This is a genomic window from Streptomyces sp. NPDC047017 (assembly GCF_040644175.1).
In the GTDB taxonomy this organism is placed as follows: Bacteria; Actinomycetota; Actinomycetes; order Streptomycetales; family Streptomycetaceae; genus Streptomyces.
Genome location: NZ_JBEYVW010000001.1, coordinates 518,497 through 534,658, shown reverse-complemented (window position 1 = coordinate 534,658; position 16,162 = coordinate 518,497). Strand labels below are relative to the sequence as shown.

At 69.5% G+C, this 16,162-nt stretch carries 13 protein-coding genes and 1 tRNA gene; 11 read left to right on the top strand and 3 right to left on the bottom strand.

What is annotated here, in order from left to right:
* Nucleotides 1-161 precede the first annotated feature (161 nt).
* The 8 genes from ABZ858_RS02545 (at nucleotide 162) to ABZ858_RS02510 (ending at nucleotide 9,941) form a co-directional block, all read left to right on the top strand.
* Nucleotides 162-2,441 (top strand): FdhF/YdeP family oxidoreductase, encoded by a 2,280-nt coding sequence (locus ABZ858_RS02545; RefSeq protein ID WP_361371458.1) that lies wholly within the window; start codon nucleotides 162-164, stop codon nucleotides 2,439-2,441.
* A gap of 59 nt (nucleotides 2,442-2,500) precedes the next feature.
* On the top strand, nucleotides 2,501-2,992 hold the full coding sequence (locus ABZ858_RS02540) for a hotdog fold thioesterase (protein ID WP_361371455.1): 492 nt from the start codon (nucleotides 2,501-2,503) through the stop codon (nucleotides 2,990-2,992).
* Nucleotides 2,993-3,210: 218 nt separating this feature from the next.
* On the top strand, nucleotides 3,211-3,873 hold the full coding sequence (locus ABZ858_RS02535; RefSeq protein ID WP_361371957.1) for a hypothetical protein: 663 nt from the start codon (nucleotides 3,211-3,213) through the stop codon (nucleotides 3,871-3,873).
* Between the two features lie 287 nt (nucleotides 3,874-4,160).
* Complete coding sequence (locus ABZ858_RS02530; RefSeq protein WP_361371452.1) at nucleotides 4,161-5,390, top strand: branched-chain amino acid ABC transporter substrate-binding protein; 1,230 nt, start codon at nucleotides 4,161-4,163, stop codon at nucleotides 5,388-5,390.
* Nucleotides 5,391-5,531: 141 nt separating this feature from the next.
* Nucleotides 5,532-6,464, top strand: a complete 933-nt coding sequence (locus ABZ858_RS02525) for a branched-chain amino acid ABC transporter permease (RefSeq protein WP_361371449.1) — start codon at nucleotides 5,532-5,534, stop codon at nucleotides 6,462-6,464.
* Nucleotides 6,465-6,469: 5 nt separating this feature from the next.
* Nucleotides 6,470-8,299, top strand: coding sequence for a branched-chain amino acid ABC transporter permease (locus ABZ858_RS02520; protein WP_361371446.1), 1,830 nt, complete (start codon nucleotides 6,470-6,472; stop codon nucleotides 8,297-8,299).
* A 5-nt stretch (nucleotides 8,300-8,304) separates the two neighbouring features.
* Nucleotides 8,305-9,228 (top strand): ABC transporter ATP-binding protein, encoded by a 924-nt coding sequence (locus ABZ858_RS02515; RefSeq protein ID WP_361371443.1) that lies wholly within the window; start codon nucleotides 8,305-8,307, stop codon nucleotides 9,226-9,228.
* Nucleotides 9,225-9,941 (top strand): ABC transporter ATP-binding protein, encoded by a 717-nt coding sequence (locus ABZ858_RS02510; protein ID WP_361371440.1) that lies wholly within the window; start codon nucleotides 9,225-9,227, stop codon nucleotides 9,939-9,941. The genes ABZ858_RS02515 and ABZ858_RS02510 overlap by 4 nt, the downstream gene beginning before the upstream one ends.
* Nucleotides 9,942-10,025: 84 nt before the next feature.
* On the opposite strand, the gene ABZ858_RS02505 is transcribed toward ABZ858_RS02510, so the two are convergent.
* Nucleotides 10,026-10,718, bottom strand: coding sequence for a response regulator (locus ABZ858_RS02505; RefSeq protein WP_361371437.1), 693 nt, complete (start codon nucleotides 10,716-10,718; stop codon nucleotides 10,026-10,028).
* A 98-nt stretch (nucleotides 10,719-10,816) separates the two neighbouring features.
* On the opposite strand from ABZ858_RS02505, the gene ABZ858_RS02500 reads away from it, so the two are divergent.
* A tRNA-Leu gene (locus ABZ858_RS02500) sits at nucleotides 10,817-10,899 on the top strand.
* 82 nt (nucleotides 10,900-10,981) lie between these two features.
* Nucleotides 10,982-11,770 carry a helix-turn-helix domain-containing protein gene (locus tag ABZ858_RS02495; protein WP_361371434.1) on the top strand — a complete coding sequence of 263 codons (789 nt, stop codon included), beginning with the start codon at nucleotides 10,982-10,984 and terminating at the stop codon, nucleotides 11,768-11,770.
* A gap of 10 nt (nucleotides 11,771-11,780) precedes the next feature.
* Here ABZ858_RS02495 and pyk read toward each other — a convergent pair whose 3' ends face one another.
* Both pyk and ABZ858_RS02485 read right to left on the bottom strand, forming a co-directional pair.
* Nucleotides 11,781-13,217, bottom strand: coding sequence for a pyruvate kinase (pyk, locus tag ABZ858_RS02490; RefSeq protein WP_361371431.1), 1,437 nt, complete (start codon nucleotides 13,215-13,217; stop codon nucleotides 11,781-11,783).
* Nucleotides 13,218-13,389: 172 nt separating this feature from the next.
* Nucleotides 13,390-14,115, bottom strand: coding sequence for an SIMPL domain-containing protein (locus tag ABZ858_RS02485; RefSeq protein WP_361371954.1), 726 nt, complete (start codon nucleotides 14,113-14,115; stop codon nucleotides 13,390-13,392).
* Between the two features lie 208 nt (nucleotides 14,116-14,323).
* Between ABZ858_RS02485 and ABZ858_RS02480 the strand changes: the two genes are divergently transcribed.
* The gene (locus ABZ858_RS02480) at nucleotides 14,324-16,147 is read left to right on the top strand and encodes a 5'-nucleotidase C-terminal domain-containing protein (RefSeq protein WP_361371428.1); all 1,824 of its coding nucleotides are present in this window, start codon (nucleotides 14,324-14,326) and stop codon (nucleotides 16,145-16,147) included.
* Nucleotides 16,148-16,162: the final 15 nt, after the last annotated feature.

Sequence of the window (16,162 nt, the reverse complement as noted above, 5' to 3'; positions counted from 1 at the left end):
GCACGGGTCGGGGACACCGCCCGGCCGGGGGTGCGGTCACACCGGCCGGGATCGCCGTCACGCCCGGCCGGGACCGTTGTCAGTGCCTCGTGGGAGGATCGGAGACATCCGGGAGGACGGCCGGAGAGCACACCGCAGGCGCAGTCGAAGGGGAGGGCGCAATGGCCACGAAGCCGCCCAAGGGCGATCCGGTTCAGGACGCGCCGAAGGTCGCCGAGCCGCAGCACGCGGCGGCGGGACTGCCCGCCATCGGCCACACCCTGCGCATCGCCCAGCAGCAGATGGGTGTGCGCCGCACCGCGCTGACCCTGCTGCGGGTCAACCAGAAGGACGGCTTCGACTGCCCGGGCTGCGCCTGGCCCGAGCCGGAGCACCGGCACGCGGCGGAGTTCTGCGAGAACGGCGCGAAAGCGGTGGCCGAGGAGGCCACCCTGCGCCGGGTCACCCCGGAGTTCTTCGCCGCGCACCCCGTGGCGGACCTGGCCTCCCGCAGCGGGTACTGGCTGGGACAGCAGGGGCGCCTGACCCACCCCATGTACCTGCCGGAGGGCGCCGACCGCTACGAGCCGGTCACCTGGGAGCGCGCCTTCGGGATCGTCGCCGAGGAGATCGCCGCCCTCTCCTCCCCCGACGAGGCCGTCTTCTACACCTCCGGGCGCACCAGCAACGAGGCGGCGTTCCTCTACCAGCTGTTCGCCCGCGAGCTGGGCACCAACAACCTGCCCGACTGCTCCAACATGTGCCACGAGTCCTCCGGCTCGGCCCTGTCGGAGACCATCGGCATCGGCAAGGGCAGCGTCCTGCTGGAGGACCTCCACCAGGCCGACCTGATCATCGTGGCCGGCCAGAACCCGGGCACGAACCACCCCCGGATGCTCTCCGCCCTGGAGAAGGCCAAGGCGAACGGCGCGCGGATCATCAGCGTCAATCCGCTGCCCGAGGCGGGCCTGGAGCGCTTCAAGAACCCGCAGACCCCCAAGGGGCTGGCCGCCGGCGCCGCGCTCACCGACCTGTTCCTGCAGATCCGCATCGGCGGCGACCAGGCCCTCTTCCGCCTCCTCAACAAGCTGATCCTGGAGACCGGGGGCGCCGTCGACGAGCTGTTCGTGCGCGAACACACGCACGGCTTCGAGGAGTTCGCCGAAGCCGCCCGCGCCGCCGACTGGGACCAGACGCTCGCCGCGACCGGCCTGACCCGCGCGGAGATCGACCGGGCGCTGAGCATGGTGCTCGCCTCCAGGCGCACCATCGTGTGCTGGGCGATGGGCCTCACCCAGCACAAGCACTCCGTGCCGACCATCCGCGAGGTGGTCAACTTCCTGCTGCTGCGCGGCAACATCGGCCGCACGGGCGCCGGCGTGTGCCCGGTGCGCGGCCACTCCAACGTGCAGGGCGACCGCACCATGGGCATCTTCGAGCGGCCCGCGCCCGCCTTCCTTGACGCCCTGGAGAAGGAGTTCGGCTTCGCACCCCCGCGCGAGCACGGGTACGACGTCGTACGGGCCATCCGCGCGCTGCGCGACGGCGAGGCGAAGGTGTTCTTCGCCATGGGCGGCAACTTCGTCTCCGCCTCGCCCGACACCGACGTCACCGAGGCCGCCATGCGCCGGGCCAGGCTGACCGTGCACGTGTCGACCAAGCTCAACCGCTCCCATGTCGTCACGGGCGCGCGGGCCCTGATCCTGCCCACCCTCGGCCGCACCGAGCGGGACGTGCGCGGCGGCGGCGAGCAGTTCGTCACCGTCGAGGACTCCATGGGCATGGTGCACGCCTCGCGCGGCCGGCTGGAGCCCGCGAGCCGGCAGCTGCTGTCGGAGACGGCCATCGTCGCGCGGCTGGCCCGCCGGGTGCTGGGCGAGGACAGCGTGGTCCCGTGGGAGGAGTTCGAGCGGGACTACGCCGCGATCCGCGACCGGATCGCCCGGGTGATCCCCGGCTTCGAGGACTTCAACGCGCGCGTGGCCCGCCCCGGCGGCTTCGCGCTGCCGCACGCCCCGCGCGACGAACGCCGCTTCCCTACCGCCACCGGCAAGGCCAACTTCACCGCCGCGCCCGTCGAGTACCCCGAGTTGCCCGAGGGCCGGCTGCTGCTGCAGACGCTGCGCTCGCACGACCAGTACAACACCACGATCTACGGCCTCGACGACCGCTACCGGGGCATTCGCGACGGGCGCCGGGTGGTGCTGGTCAACCCGGAGGACGCCCGGCGGCTCGGGGTGGCCGACGGGTCGTACGTCGATCTGGTCGGCGAGTGGAAGGACGGCGTGGAGCGGCGGGCGAGCGGTTTCCGGGTCGTGCACTACCCGACCGCGCGCGGCTGCGCGGCCTCCTACTACCCGGAGACGAACGTCCTGGTGCCGCTGGACGCCACCGCGGACACCAGCAACACCCCGGCCAGCAAGTCCGTGGTGGTGCGTCTGGAACAATCGGCGGCCGACTGAGCGTTCGCTCAGTGACAGGGCCGGGCAGTGGCCGGCCGACGACGAACGGAACGGGTCCCATGGGCGAGCAGCAGCAGGTGAAGTTCCCGCAGGAGATCATCGACGAGTACGCCGCGCTCGGCGTGGACCTGCCCGCCCTGTTCTCCGCCGGACACCTCGGCACCCGGATGGGCGTCCAGATCGTGGAGGCGTCGCCCGAGCGGGTCGTCGGCACCATGCCGGTGGAGGGCAACACCCAGCCGTACGGGCTGCTGCACGGCGGGGCGTCCGCGGTCCTCGCCGAGACCCTCGGCTCGGTGGGCTCCATGCTGCACGGCGGCAGCTCCAAGATCGCCGTCGGTGTCGACCTGAACTGCACGCATCACCGCGGGGTGCGTTCCGGCCTGGTCACCGGCGTGGCCGGCCCGGTGCACCGGGGACGCTCGACGGCCACGTACGAGATCGTGATCAGCGACGAGGAGGGGCGGCGGGTGTGCACCGCCCGCCTGACCTGCCTGCTGCGGGACGTACGGCCGGAGGACGGCGACCAGGCACCGGCCACGGCCGGCTGAACGCGGCCCGCGGGCCCGGCCCGCCACCCGCGGTCCCGGGCCGCGGCCTCAGCCCACCGAGCACCGAGCACCGAGCACCGAGCACCGAGTCCTGAACTGACCGGCCCGTCAAGCCCGTTGCCCCGCCGCGCCGCGCGTCCTAGCGTCGGGGCATGAGGACGCGAGGTGCCATGCCCCCCGGGGGCTCCCGGGTGTCCCGTACGCGGGCTCCGGCGCCCATGAGCGGCGTCGGCCCCCTCGAACCGGGTGAGGGCACGCGCGCGTGGGGCGACGCGCCCGCCGCGGAGGACCCGCCCCGCGCCCCCACCGCGCCGGGGCAGCTGCCCGCCCGGCTGTTCGACCGGCTCCGGGCCCGGCGCCGCCGTACCGCCCTGGCCGCCGCAGCCGTCCTCGCCGCCCTCCTCGCCACCGGCGGCTACCTGTACACGACGCACGAACACGAGCACGGCCACCAGCACGAGCGCCAACCGCCGCCTCCCGCCGCCCCGTTCCCCTCCCAGGCCGTCGAGCTCACGTACCTGGAACCGGTGGCCACACCCCCCGGCGCCCCGCCCGGGAGCTTCAGCTTCGCCGTCCTGCTGAGTGTGGAATTCGGCCCTCCGGTCACCGTGACCCGGATGAACCAGCCCTATAGGGGACTTTTCCTCTCCTCCTCACCCCGCACCCCTTTCCGCACGCGGGCGGGCGCCGCCCGCAAGATCATCGTCACCATGCATGTCACAGAATGCGGGAAAGTTCCGGAGAACGCCGGATTCCCTTTCCTCGATGTAACCCTGCGTAATATTCGCGCAATACAGGTGCAGAGTTTCATCCTGGGATCACGCTATGCACACGCGCTCTCGGAGGCCCTGCGGGCCGCCTGTGGCAACGATTCCAGGTAATCACCAAAACACCTGACACGCCTGAACGCGGCCGCACGCGTCCTGCGGGTTCTCGAAATGCGGACCGGGCGAATCGGCCTGAATTCCACTGTTCCACCCACCCGGTACCGCTCTGTATTACGCCGTGTCATAACAAGAACGTCACAGCCTTGGCCAGACCCTCCTCCACGTTCCTCACCCACGCTTAGAGTCACGGCCAGTCACCGCGCGGCCGGAATACCCCTTCGGGCCGGCGATCGACTCGGCCGCTTCCAGGGGGGAGGGCCGTGCCAGGGAAAGGACTGATCGTGCGCCAACGTTCGCTCATCGCCATCACCGCCGCTCTGGCGGCCGGGGCACTCACCCTCACCGCCTGTGGCTCCCGGGACAGTGGCGACAAGGACAGCTCCGGCAGCGGTGGCACCACCGTCACCATCGGTGTCGACGCCCCGCTGACCGGCGACCTGTCCGCCCTGGGCCTCGGCATCAAGAACTCCGTCGACCTCGCGGTCAACAACGCCAACAAGAAAAGCTACGTCAAGGGCGTCACCTTCAAACTCGAAGCCCTCGACGACCAGGGCCAGCCCTCTTCCGGCCAGCAGAACGCGAGCAAGTTCGTCGCCGACAAGAACGTCCTCGGCGTCGTCGGACCGCTGAACTCCTCGGTGGCCGAATCCATGCAGAAGGTCTTCGACGACGCCAAACTGGTCGAGGTCTCCCCCGCCAACACCGGCCCCTCCCTCACCCAGGGCCCGGACTGGCGCACCAAGAAGGTCCGCCAGTACAAGTCGTACTTCCGCACCGCGACCACGGACGCCATCCAGGGCCCGTTCGCCGCCCAGTACGTCTTCAACGACGCCAAGAAGAAGAAGGTCTTCGTCATCGACGACAAGAAGACCTACGGCGCCGGCCTCGCCGGGACCTTCACCGACGAGTTCAAGAAGCTCGGCGGCCAGGTCGTCGGCACCGAGCACATCAACCCCGACACCAAGGACTTCTCCGCGGTCGCCACCAAGGTCAAGAACTCCGGCGCCGACGTCGTCTACTACGGCGGTGAATACCCGCAGGCCGGCCCGCTCAGCAAGCAGATCAAGGCGGCCGGCGCCAACATCCCGCTGGTCGGCGGCGACGGCATCAACGACGCCACCTACGCCAAGCTGGCCGGCCCCGCCGCCACCGGCGACCTCGCCACCTCCGTCGGCGCCCCGGTCGAGAAGCTCGACTCCGCCAAGCAGTTCGTCAGCGACTACAAGGCCGCCGGCTACAAGGAGGAGTACGCGGCCTACGGCGGCTACTCCTACGACTCCGCCTGGGCGATCATCGAGGCCGTCAAGAAGGTCGTCGACGACAACGGCGGCAAGCTCCCCTCCGGCGGCCGCGACAAGGTCACCGCGGCCATGCAGAACGTCTCCTTCGACGGTGTGACCGGCAAGGTCTCCTTCGACGAATACGGTGACGCCACCAACAAGCAGCTCACCGTCTACACGGTCAAGGGCGGCGCCTTCGCGCCCGTCAAGTCGGGCACCTTCACCGGCTGACCCGGTCCCCCACCGCTCAACAGCCGCGCGGGGCGCTGTTCCACTGGCGCCCCGCGCGGACTGGCATCCGGTCCCAACCGGTCACCACCGGTGACGACCGGTCACATCCGTCGAACATCCGAACGTCTCGGAGGACATGCGGTGAACGAACTGCCGCAGCAGCTGGTCAACGGCCTGCTACTGGGATCCATGTACGGGCTGGTCGCCATTGGCTACACGATGGTCTACGGCATCGTCCAGCTCATCAACTTCGCCCACGGCGAGATCTTCATGACCGGAGCCTTCGGCGCCCTCACGGTCTACGCGTACATCCTGCCCGACGGCACCACCATGTGGGTCGCCCTGCCCCTCATGCTCGTCGGCGCCGTCATCGTCGCCGTCCTGGTCGCCATCGGGGCGGAACGGTTCGCCTACCGGCCGCTGCGCACCGCCCCGCGCCTCGCGCCCCTGATCACCGCCATCGGCCTCTCCCTCGCCCTCCAGCAGGCCGTCTGGGCCTGGTACCCCGACGCGAAGTCCGCCCGCCCCTTCCCGCAGATCCCCGGCGGCCCCTTCCACATCGGCGACGTCACCATCCAGACCGGCGACATCTTCCTCCTCCTCGCCGCCCCCGTCAGCATGGCCGTCCTCGGCTACTTCGTCATGAAGACCCGCACCGGACGCGGCATGCAGGCCACCGCCCAGGACCCCGACACCGCCAAGCTCATGGGCGTCAACACCGACCGCATCATCGTCGTCGCCTTCGCCCTCGGCGCCGCGTTCGCCGCCGTCGGCGGCGTCGCCTACGGCCTCAAGTACGGCCAGATCGAATTCCGCATGGGCTTCATCCTCGGCCTCAAGGCGTTCACCGCCGCCGTCCTCGGCGGCATCGGCAACATCTACGGCGCCATGATCGGCGGCCTCGTCCTCGGCGTCGCCGAAACCCTCGCCACCGCCTACATCGCCGACATCCCCGGCATGGACAAGTTCGGCAGCAACACCTGGGCCGACGTCTGGGCCTTCGTACTCCTCATCCTCGTGCTCCTGTTCCGGCCCCAGGGCCTGCTCGGCGAGCGCGTCGCGGACAGGGCGTGACACCGATGACCACACAGACCACCGCACCCGAGACCCCCAGCGCCCCCACCACCGGCACCGGCGCCACCGGCCTCATCGCCCTCCCCGAACACATCGGCCGCGCCCTGGCCACCGCCGGCAGCGTCCTCACCCTCGCCGCCACCTTCCTCGCCTGGACCTGGACCACCGAGTTCCCCGGCGACCTCACCGTCTACGGCTACCCCGGCGGCCTGCAGACCCTCGTCCTCATCGGCGCCGCCCTCACCACCCTGCTCGCCCTCGCCTCCTACGGCGTCAAGGGCCTGCGCTGGCTCACCCCCGCCGGCGCCGACGCGGCCGTCAAACTCGCCGCCCTCGCCACCTTCGCCACCGCCTGGTACACCGTCATCGCCATCAGCACCGAACTCGGCGGCGTCGTCAACCTCGAACCCGGCGGCTATATCGTCGCCGTCACCAGCCTGGCCGCCCTCCTCGGCGCCCTCGCACTGCCCTTCCAGCGCCCCGAACCCGACCCCATCGACCCCGACAGCACCGACTGGGACAAGTTCAAGCACCGCCTCGGCCACGCCCGGGACACCACCAAGGCCGCCTTCACCTCCGGCAGCCCCCGCCCCCTGCGCGCCCTGCCGTCCTACGCCGAGATCCTCGTCATCGTCGCCGTCCTCGCCCTCGCCCTCGCCGTCTTCACCTACGGCATCGGCACCGAGTACGACGAACTCTTCGTCGGCTTCCTCATCCTGGCCTGCCTCGGCTTCGCCGCCCTCAACAAAGCCGGCCTCATCGCCCACGCGGCCCAGATCACCGCACGCCACCAGAACATCTCCATCTGCGGCGCCTTCCTCACCGCCGCCCTCTTCCCCTTCACCCAGACCGACGACCAGTACGCCACCCTCGGCGTCTACATCCTCATCTTCGCCACCGTCGCCCTCGGCCTGAACATCGTCGTCGGCCTCGCCGGACTCCTCGACCTCGGCTACGTCGCCTTCCTCGGCGTCGGCGCCTACGCCGCCTCCCTCGTCTCCGGCTCCCCCAACTCCCCCTTCCACGTCCACTTCCCGTTCTGGGCCGCCGTCATCGTCGGCGGACTCGCCTCCCTCGTCTTCGGCGTCCTCATCGGCGCCCCCACCCTGCGCCTGCGCGGCGACTACCTCGCCATCGTCACCCTCGGCTTCGGAGAGATCTTCCGCATCACCGCCAACAACCTCGACGGCACCTCCGGACCCGACCTCACCAACGGCTCCAACGGCATCTCCTCCGTCCCCAACCTCGACATCCTCGGCTTCGACTTCGGCAACCAGCACGACGTCGGCGGCTTCACCATCGGCCGCTTCGCCAACTACTTCTTCCTGATGCTGCTCATCACCGCCGTCGTCGTCCTCGTCTTCCGGCGCAGCGGCAACTCCCGCATCGGCCGCGCCTGGGTCGCCATCCGCGAGGACGAGACCGCCGCCCTCGCCATGGGCATCAACGGCTTCCGCGTCAAACTCATCGCCTTCGCCGTCGGCGCCTGCCTCGCCGGCCTCGCCGGCACCGTCCAGGCCCACGTCACCTACACCGTCACCCCCGAGCAGTACCTCTTCGCCGGCACCGTCCCGCCCAACTCCGCCTTCCTCCTCGCCGCCGTCGTCCTCGGCGGCATGGGCACCATCGCCGGACCCCTCATCGGCGCCTCACTGCTCTTCCTCATCCCCAACAAGCTGCAGTTCCTCGGCAACTACCAGCTCTTCGCCTTCGGCCTCGCCCTCGTCCTCCTCATGCGCTTCCGCCCCGAAGGCCTCATCCCCAACCGACGCCGCCAGCTCGAATTCCACGAAGAGGCCGACGCGCCCGCAGCCCTCGGCAAGACAGGGGCCTGACCACCATGACCACCGACACCACCCCCCAGGGCACCGCGCCCGGCGCCACCGCACCCGGCGCCACCGTCCTCGACGCACGCGGCGTCACCATGCGCTTCGGCGGCCTCACCGCCGTACGCGACGTCGACCTCACCGTCGGCAGCGGCGAGATCGTCGGCCTCATCGGCCCCAACGGCGCCGGCAAGACCACCTTCTTCAACTGCCTCACCGGCCTCTACGTCCCCACCGAGGGCGAAGTCCGCTACAAAGGCAGCGTCCTGCCGCCCAAATCCTTCAAGGTCACCGCCGCCGGCATCGCCCGCACCTTCCAGAACATCCGGCTCTTCGCCAACATGACCGTCCTGGAGAACGTCCTCGTCGGCCGGCACACCCGCACCAAAGAAGGCTTCTGGTCCGCCGTCCTGCGCGGCCCCGGCTTCCACCGCGCCGAAGCCGCCTCCCGCGCCCGCGCCATGGAACTCCTCGACTTCGTCGGCCTCGCCGGCAAAGCCGAACACCTCGCCCGCAACCTCCCCTACGGCGAACAGCGCAAACTGGAGATCGCCCGCGCCCTCGCCAGCGAACCCGGCCTGCTCCTGCTCGACGAACCCACCGCCGGCATGAACCCGCAGGAGACCCGCACCACCGAGGAACTCGTCTTCGCCATCCGCGACATGGGCATCGCCGTCCTCGTCATCGAGCACGACATGCGGTTCATCTTCAACCTCTGCGACCGCGTCGCCGTCCTCGTCCAGGGCGAGAAACTCATCGAGGGCGACAGCGCCACCGTCCAGGGCGACGAACGCGTCATCGCCGCCTACCTCGGCGAACCCTTCGAAGGCGCCCCCGGCGACGAGGAAGCCGCCGAAGTCGAAAGCGCCGAAGCGAACGCCGAGACGGCCGCCGACACCACCACAAAAGCGGCGCCCGGCAAGGAGAACGACCGATGACCACACTCCTCGAAGTCGAAGACCTCCGCGTCGCCTACGGCAAGATCGAAGCCGTCAAAGGCATCTCGTTCACCGTCGACGCCGGCCAGATCGTCACCCTCATCGGCACCAACGGCGCCGGCAAGACCACCACCCTGCGCACCCTCTCCGGCCTCCTCAAACCCGTCGGCGGCCAGATCAAGTTCAACGGCAAGTCCCTCAAAAGGGTCCCCGCCCACCAGATCGTCTCCCTCGGCCTCGCCCACTCCCCCGAAGGCCGGCACATCTTCCCCCGCATGACCATCGAGGACAACCTCCGCCTCGGCGCCTTCCTCCGCAAGGACCGCGACGGCGTCGAGAAGGACATCCAGCGCGCCTACGACCTCTTCCCCATCCTCGGCGAACGCCGCAAGCAAGCCGCCGGCACCCTCTCCGGCGGCGAACAGCAGATGCTCGCCATGGGCCGCGCCCTCATGTCCCGGCCCAAACTGCTCATGCTGGACGAGCCCTCCATGGGCCTGTCCCCCATCATGATGCAGAAGATCATGGCCACCATCGCCGAACTCAAGTCCCAGGGCACCACCATCCTGCTCGTCGAACAGAACGCCCAGGCCGCGCTCTCCCTCGCCGACCAGGGCCACGTCATGGAGATCGGCACCATCGTCCTGTCCGGCACCGGACGAAACCTCCTCCACGACGAATCCGTCCGCAAGGCCTACCTCGGCGAGGACTAGCCCGCCCCGCGCACACGGCGAGGCCCGCACCCCCTTCTCGGGGTGCGGGCCTCGCCGTACGTACGGAAACCCCGCGGCGCGCGCTCAGTCCTTCTCGGGCTTCTCCGACCTCTCGGGCTTCCCGCCCTTCGCCGCCTTCTTCTCCTCGCTGTCCTGGATGACCGCCTCCGCCACCTGCTGCATCGACATCCGGCGGTCCATCGACGTCTTCTGGATCCAGCGGAACGCCGCCGGCTCCGTCAGCCCGTACTCCGTCTGGAGCACCGACTTCGCACGGTCCACCAGCTTGCGCGTCTCCAGCCGCTGGGAGAGGTCCGCGACCTCCTTCTCCAGCTCCTTCAGCTCCGTGAACCGGGAGACGGCCATCTCGATCGCCGGCACCACGTCACTCTTGCTGAACGGCTTCACCAGATACGCCATCGCCCCGGCGTCCCGCGCCCGCTCCACCAGATCACGCTGCGAGAACGCGGTCAGCATCAGCACCGGCGCGATGCTCTCCTCGGCGATCTTCTCCGCCGCCGAGATACCGTCCAGCTTCGGCATCTTCACATCGAGGATCACCAGATCCGGCCGGTGCTCGCGGGCCAGCTCCACCGCCCGCTCACCGTCCCCGGCCTCACCGACGACGCTGTAGCCCTCCTCCTCCAGCATCTCTTTGAGATCCAGCCGGATCAGCGCCTCGTCCTCGGCGATGACGACACGGGTCGTCAGCGGAGGCACGTGCGACTTGTCGTCGTCGGACACGTCTACGGGCTGGGGCGACTCGGGGGCGGTCACGGGGGCGCTCCTTGTTCGGGCAGGCTGGGGGCTGCCTCTAGAGACTACCTAGCTGCGAGCTGATCTGGTCACCCGGTACACTCCTGACGGGTTCGCCAGCCGGGTTGGCGGAATGGCAGACGCTGATGTCTCAAACACATCTGTCCGAAAGGGCGTGCGGGTTCGAATCCCGCACCCGGCACACCGCAAAGCGGAGGATCACGTTCGCGTGATCCTCCGCTTTTTGCTGCGTGTCGCCACGCTCAGTCACGCAGTGTGCTCACATGAACCAGCACAGCACGCAAGTGCGACAGACGGCCCTGACGCTGTTGAGGGACGGCGCAAAGAATGCGGACGTGGCACGTCGGCTGAACGTGCCGCTCGGCACGATCGGCTACTGGAAGCACAGGGACCGGGCCACCCGAGGTGAGTGTCCGGGCAAGCACGACCCTGAGTGTCCACGCTGCGACGAAAGCGACCTGGATTCGGCGGCGTACAGCTATCTGCTGGGCCTGTACCTCGGCGACGGCCACATCAGCCACTACTCAGGGCACCGCGTGCCCAACTTGATGATCACATGTGCCGAGGCGTGGGCCGGGCTCATGGACGATTGCGAGAAGGCCATGCGGGCCGTGTTCCCCAGGAACTCTGTATGCCGGGTCCGTAGGACCGGGTGCCGCAACGTGAAGGTGTATTCCAAACACTTGCACTGCCTGTTCCCCCAGCACGGGCCCGGCAAGAAGCATGATCGCCACATTGCGCTCGAACCCTGGCAGCAGGACATCGTCGATGCTCACCCCTGGGAGTTCATCCGGGGACTCATCCACTCCGACGGATGCCGTATCACCAACTGGACGACTCGTCTCGTCGGCGGGGAGCGCAAGCGTTACGAGTATCCCCGGTACTTCTTCTCCAACAAGTCAGACGATATCCGGAAGCTCTTTACTGACACCCTCGACAAGGTCGGCGTCGACTGGACGACCCTGGCTCGCGGCAGCGACCCCTTCAACATCTCCGTCGCCCGCAAACCCTCCGTAGCCCTCCTCGACGCCCACGTAGGGCCGAAGTACTGAGGCGAGTGCTCTATCGCGGGCTGTCGTCCTCGGCGATGTGGTGGACGCGGACGAGGTTGGTGGAGCCGGGGACTCCGGGCGGGGAGCCCGCTGTGATGACGACCACGTCGCCCTTCTCGCAGCGGCCGTGGCGCAGCAGGAGTTCGTCGACCTGGTCGACCATCGCGTCGGTGGAGTCGACGCGGGGGCCGAGGAAGGTCTCGACGCCCCAGGTGGCGCTGAGCTGGGAGCGGGTGGCCGGTTCGGGGGTGAAGGCGAGGACGGGGATGGGTGAGCGGTAGCGGGACAGGCGGCGGGCGGTGTCGCCGGACTGGGTGAAGGCGACGAGGAACTTGGCGCCGAGGAAGTCGCCGATCTCGGCGGCCGCGCGGGCGACGGCGCCGCCCTGGGTGCGGGGTTTGGTGCGGTCGGTGAGTGGTGGCAGTCCCTTGGCGAGGAGGTCCTCCTCGGCCGCGGCGACGATCTTGGCCATGGTGCGGACGGTGGCGACGGGGTGCCGGCCGACGCTGGTCTCGCCGGACAGCATCACCGCGTCGGTGCCGTCGAGGACCGCGTTGGCGACGTCGGAGGCCTCCGCCCGGGTGGGGCGGGAGTTCTCGATCATGGAGTCGAGCATCTGGGTGGCGACGATCACCGGTTTGGCGTTGCGCCGGGCCAGGGCGACGGCGCGTTTCTGGACGATGGGCACGTGTTCGAGGGGCATCTCGACGCCGAGGTCGCCGCGGGCGACCATGATGCCGTCGAAGGCGGCGACGATGTCGTCGACGGCCTCGACCGCCTGGGGTTTCTCGATCTTGGCGATGACCGGGAGGCGGCGGCCCTCGTCGTCCATGACGCGGTGGACGTCGAGGATGTCCCGGCCGCTGCGGACGAACGAGAGTGCGATGACGTCGGCGCCGGTGCGCAGGGCCCAGCGCAGGTCGTCCTCGTCCTTCTTGGACAGGGCGGGCACGGAGACGGCGACGCCGGGGAGGTTGAGGCCCTTGTGGTCGGAGACGATGCCTCCGTCGAGGACCCGGGTGCGGACGCGGGGGCCGTCGACGGAGGTGACTTCGAGGGTGACCTTGCCGTCGTCGACGAGGATGCGTTCGCCGGGGGTGACGTCGTCGGCGAGGCCGGCGTGGGTGGTGCCGCAGGTGTGGCGGTCGCCTTCGACGCCTTCTTCGACGGTGATGGTGAAGGTGTCGCCGCGTTCGAGGAGTACGGGTCCTTCGCGGAAGCGGCCGAGTCGGATCTTCGGGCCTTGAAGGTCGGCGAGGACGCCGATGCTGCGACCGGTGGCGTCGGCGGCTTCGCGTACGTGCTGGTAGCGCTCCTCGTGTTCGGCGTGGCTGCCGTGGCTGAGGTTGAGGCGGGCGACGTCCATTCCGGCGTCGATCAGGGCTTTGATCTGGTCGTACGTGCCCGTGGCGGGTCCGAGGGTGCAGACGATCTTTGCTCGGCGCATGGTGTGAGCCTATGCCTTACCGATCGGTAGGGGTTTGGTGCGACGTGACTGCTCAACGGCCTTTGGGTGAACGCTGGTTGACAAGTGTTGAAGTGTGCGGGGTGGTGCGCCTCCGAGCGGTCGGCGGGTGGGCGGGTGGTGTCCGGGTGGTCGTGGCGGTGTCCTGACGTGTTTACAGTTTGGGCGGTTTCATGGTGAATCGCGCGTTGAGTTGCGCGGAGACGTGCTGCCGCTGGGGGCGCAGGTCGAGCGGGGCGGGCTCGTCGGGCGGGCCGCCGGGTGCTCCGTAGCCGGCGGCCCGCGACCGCATGGCTCCCGGGGCCGGCGGGAGGGAGGGTGCGCTCTCGGCGCCGATGTCGGCGATCTCGACCAGGGCGGCGAGGGTGGTGCCGAGTGCTTCGGCGTACTCCCTGGCGCGCTGGACGGCCTCGTGCACGGCTTGCCGGCGGGCCTGGCGGTGGGCGGGTGAGTCGGTCCTGAGTGCCCACCAGGGGCCGTCCACCCGGGTGAGGTCCAAGTCGGCCAGTCGGGTGGTGAGTTCGCCGAGGGCGGTGAAGTCGCAGAGTTCGGCGGTGAGGTGGACGGTGCCGTGGTAGGTGCGGACGCGTTCGCCGCGGCCGTGGCGGATGAGTTCGGGGGTGAGGGAGAGGGCGCCGGTTTCGAGGTGTTCGACGGCGGGGCCGTAGGATGTGAGGAGGTCGATGACGGTGGCGTTGCGCCGGTTGAGGTCGTCGAGGGCGGAGCGGCGGTCCCGGCCGCGGGCGGTGACGGTGATGCCGATGCGGGCGATCTCGGGGTCGACTTCGAGGTGGGCCTCGCCGCGGACGGCGATGCGGGGGGCGTCGGGGGTGCCGTAGGGGACGGCGGGGCCGGGTTCCTCGGGTGCGGGTGCGGTCATGGGGTCCATGGCGTCCACTGTGTCACCGGCCGCGGGCGGGTGTCTGCGGGGTGCCGGTCATCAGATCGCAACCTGTGGGGGCTGTTGCGTTTCGCCATGCCCCGGTCAGAATCTACGCGCGTCCATCTACGCGCGTCGTCGATCTCTCGCAAGTCGATCTTTCGTGAGTCGATCTCTCGCAGCCGATCTCTCGCTAGGAGAACCAGACATGGCGTTGAACCGCCGGAAGTTCCTGAAGAAGTCCGCCGTGACGGGGGCCGGGGTCGCGGTCGCCGGGGCGGCGGCTCCGACGGCACAGGCCGCCCAGCCGGTGGGCGCCGCCGCGCACGGGCACGGCCCGGACCGGCACGCCAAGCGGTACGCGCTGACCGTGCTGGGCACGACGGACCTGCACGGCCATGTCTTCAACTGGGACTACTTCAAGGACGGCGAGTACGCCGACGCGGCGGGCAACGCGCAGGGCCTGGCGCGCATCTCGACCCTGGTGAACCAGCTCCGCGAGGAGCGCGGGCGGCACAACACGCTGCTGCTGGACGCGGGTGACACCATCCAGGGCACCCCGCTGACGTACTACTACGCCAAGGTGGACCCGATCACCGCCAAGGGCGGTCCGGTGCATCCGATGGCGCAGGCGATGAACGCGATCGGGTACGACGCGGCGGCGCTGGGCAACCACGAGTTCAACTACGGCATCGAGACGCTGCGCAAGTTCGAGCAGCAGTGCGACTTCCCGCTGCTGGGGGCGAACGCGCTGGACGCGAAGACGCAGCGGCCGGCGTTCGCGCCGTACTTCTTCAAGAAGTTCCCTGTACACGGTGCCCCGCCGGTGAAGGTGGCGGTGCTGGGGCTGACCAACCCGGGCATCGCGATCTGGGACAAGGCGTACGTGCAGGGGAAGTTGACGTTCCCGGGTCTTGAGGAGCAGGCGGCCAAGTGGGTGCCGAAGCTGCGTTCGATGGGTGCGGACGTGGTGATCGTGTCGGCGCACTCGGGTACGTCGGGCCAGTCGTCCTACGGTGACCAGCTGCCGTACATCGAGGACGCGGCGGCGAACGTGGCCCGGCACGTGCCGGGGATCGACGCGATCCTGGTGGGGCACGCGCATCTGGAGATCCCGGAGCTGAAGGTCGTCAACGAGAAGACCGGCAAGACGGTGGTGCTGTCGGAGCCGCTGTGCTTCGCGGAGCGGCTCACCGTGTTCGACATCGAGCTGGCGTTCTCCCGGGGCCGGTGGCAGGTGGAGTCGGTCGCCGCGTCGCTGCGCAACTCGAACACGGTCGCGGACGACCGGCGGATCACCAAGCTGCTGGCCGATGAGCACAAGAAGGTCGTGCAGTACGTCAATCAGGTCGTCGGGCAGGCCACGCAGACGCTGACGACGGTGGACGCCCGGTACAAGGACGCGCCGATCATCGATCTGATCACCAAGGTGCAGGAGGACGTGGTGAAGTCCGCGCTGGCGGGCACCGCGTACGCCGCGCTGCCGGTGATCGCACAGGCGTCCCCGTTCTCGCGGACCTCGCAGATCTCGGCGGGCGATGTGACGATCCGGGACCTGTCGGGCCTGTACGTGTACGACAACACGCTGGTCGCGAAGCTGATGACGGGCGCGCAGGTGCGGGCGTACCTGGAGTACTCGGCGGGGTACTACACGCAGACGGCGCCGGACGCGGCGGTGGACGTGGACAAGCTGACGAACGCCGGGGGCCGTCCGGACTACAACTACGACTACGTCTCGGGGCTGACGTACGACATCGACGTGGCCCAGCCGGTCGGTTCGCGGATCAAGAACCTGACGTTCGGCGGGGCGGCGCTGGAGGACGCGCAGCAGTTCGTGCTGGCGGTGAACAACTACCGGGCCAACGGCGGCGGGGCGTTCCCGTACGTGGCGGCGGCCAAGGAGCTGTGGTCGGAGTCGACGGAGATCCGGACCCGGATCGCCGAGTGGGTGACGGCGAAGGGTGTGCTGGACCCGAAGGACTTCGCGTCGGTGGACTGGAAGCTGGTGCGGGGCGGTACGCCGGTGTTCTAGCGGTTCGGTGGTGAG

Excerpts from the sequence above, each read along its gene's own strand:
- ABZ858_RS02545 (WP_361371458.1), top strand. The coding sequence starts at position 162 with ATGGCCACGAAGCCGCCCAAGGGCGATCCGGTTCAGGACGCGCCGAAG.
- ABZ858_RS02540 (WP_361371455.1), top strand. The coding sequence starts at position 2,501 with ATGGGCGAGCAGCAGCAGGTGAAGTTCCCGCAGGAGATCATCGACGAG.
- ABZ858_RS02535 (WP_361371957.1), top strand. The coding sequence starts at position 3,211 with ATGAGCGGCGTCGGCCCCCTCGAACCGGGTGAGGGCACGCGCGCGTGG.
- ABZ858_RS02520 (WP_361371446.1), top strand. The coding sequence starts at position 6,470 with ATGACCACACAGACCACCGCACCCGAGACCCCCAGCGCCCCCACCACC.
- ABZ858_RS02515 (WP_361371443.1), top strand. The coding sequence starts at position 8,305 with ATGACCACCGACACCACCCCCCAGGGCACCGCGCCCGGCGCCACCGCA.
- ABZ858_RS02510 (WP_361371440.1), top strand. The coding sequence starts at position 9,225 with ATGACCACACTCCTCGAAGTCGAAGACCTCCGCGTCGCCTACGGCAAG.
- ABZ858_RS02495 (WP_361371434.1), top strand. The coding sequence starts at position 10,982 with ATGAACCAGCACAGCACGCAAGTGCGACAGACGGCCCTGACGCTGTTG.
- pyk (WP_361371431.1), bottom strand. The coding sequence starts at position 13,217 with ATGCGCCGAGCAAAGATCGTCTGCACCCTCGGACCCGCCACGGGCACG.
- ABZ858_RS02485 (WP_361371954.1), bottom strand. The coding sequence starts at position 14,115 with ATGACCGCACCCGCACCCGAGGAACCCGGCCCCGCCGTCCCCTACGGC.
- ABZ858_RS02480 (WP_361371428.1), top strand. The coding sequence starts at position 14,324 with ATGGCGTTGAACCGCCGGAAGTTCCTGAAGAAGTCCGCCGTGACGGGG.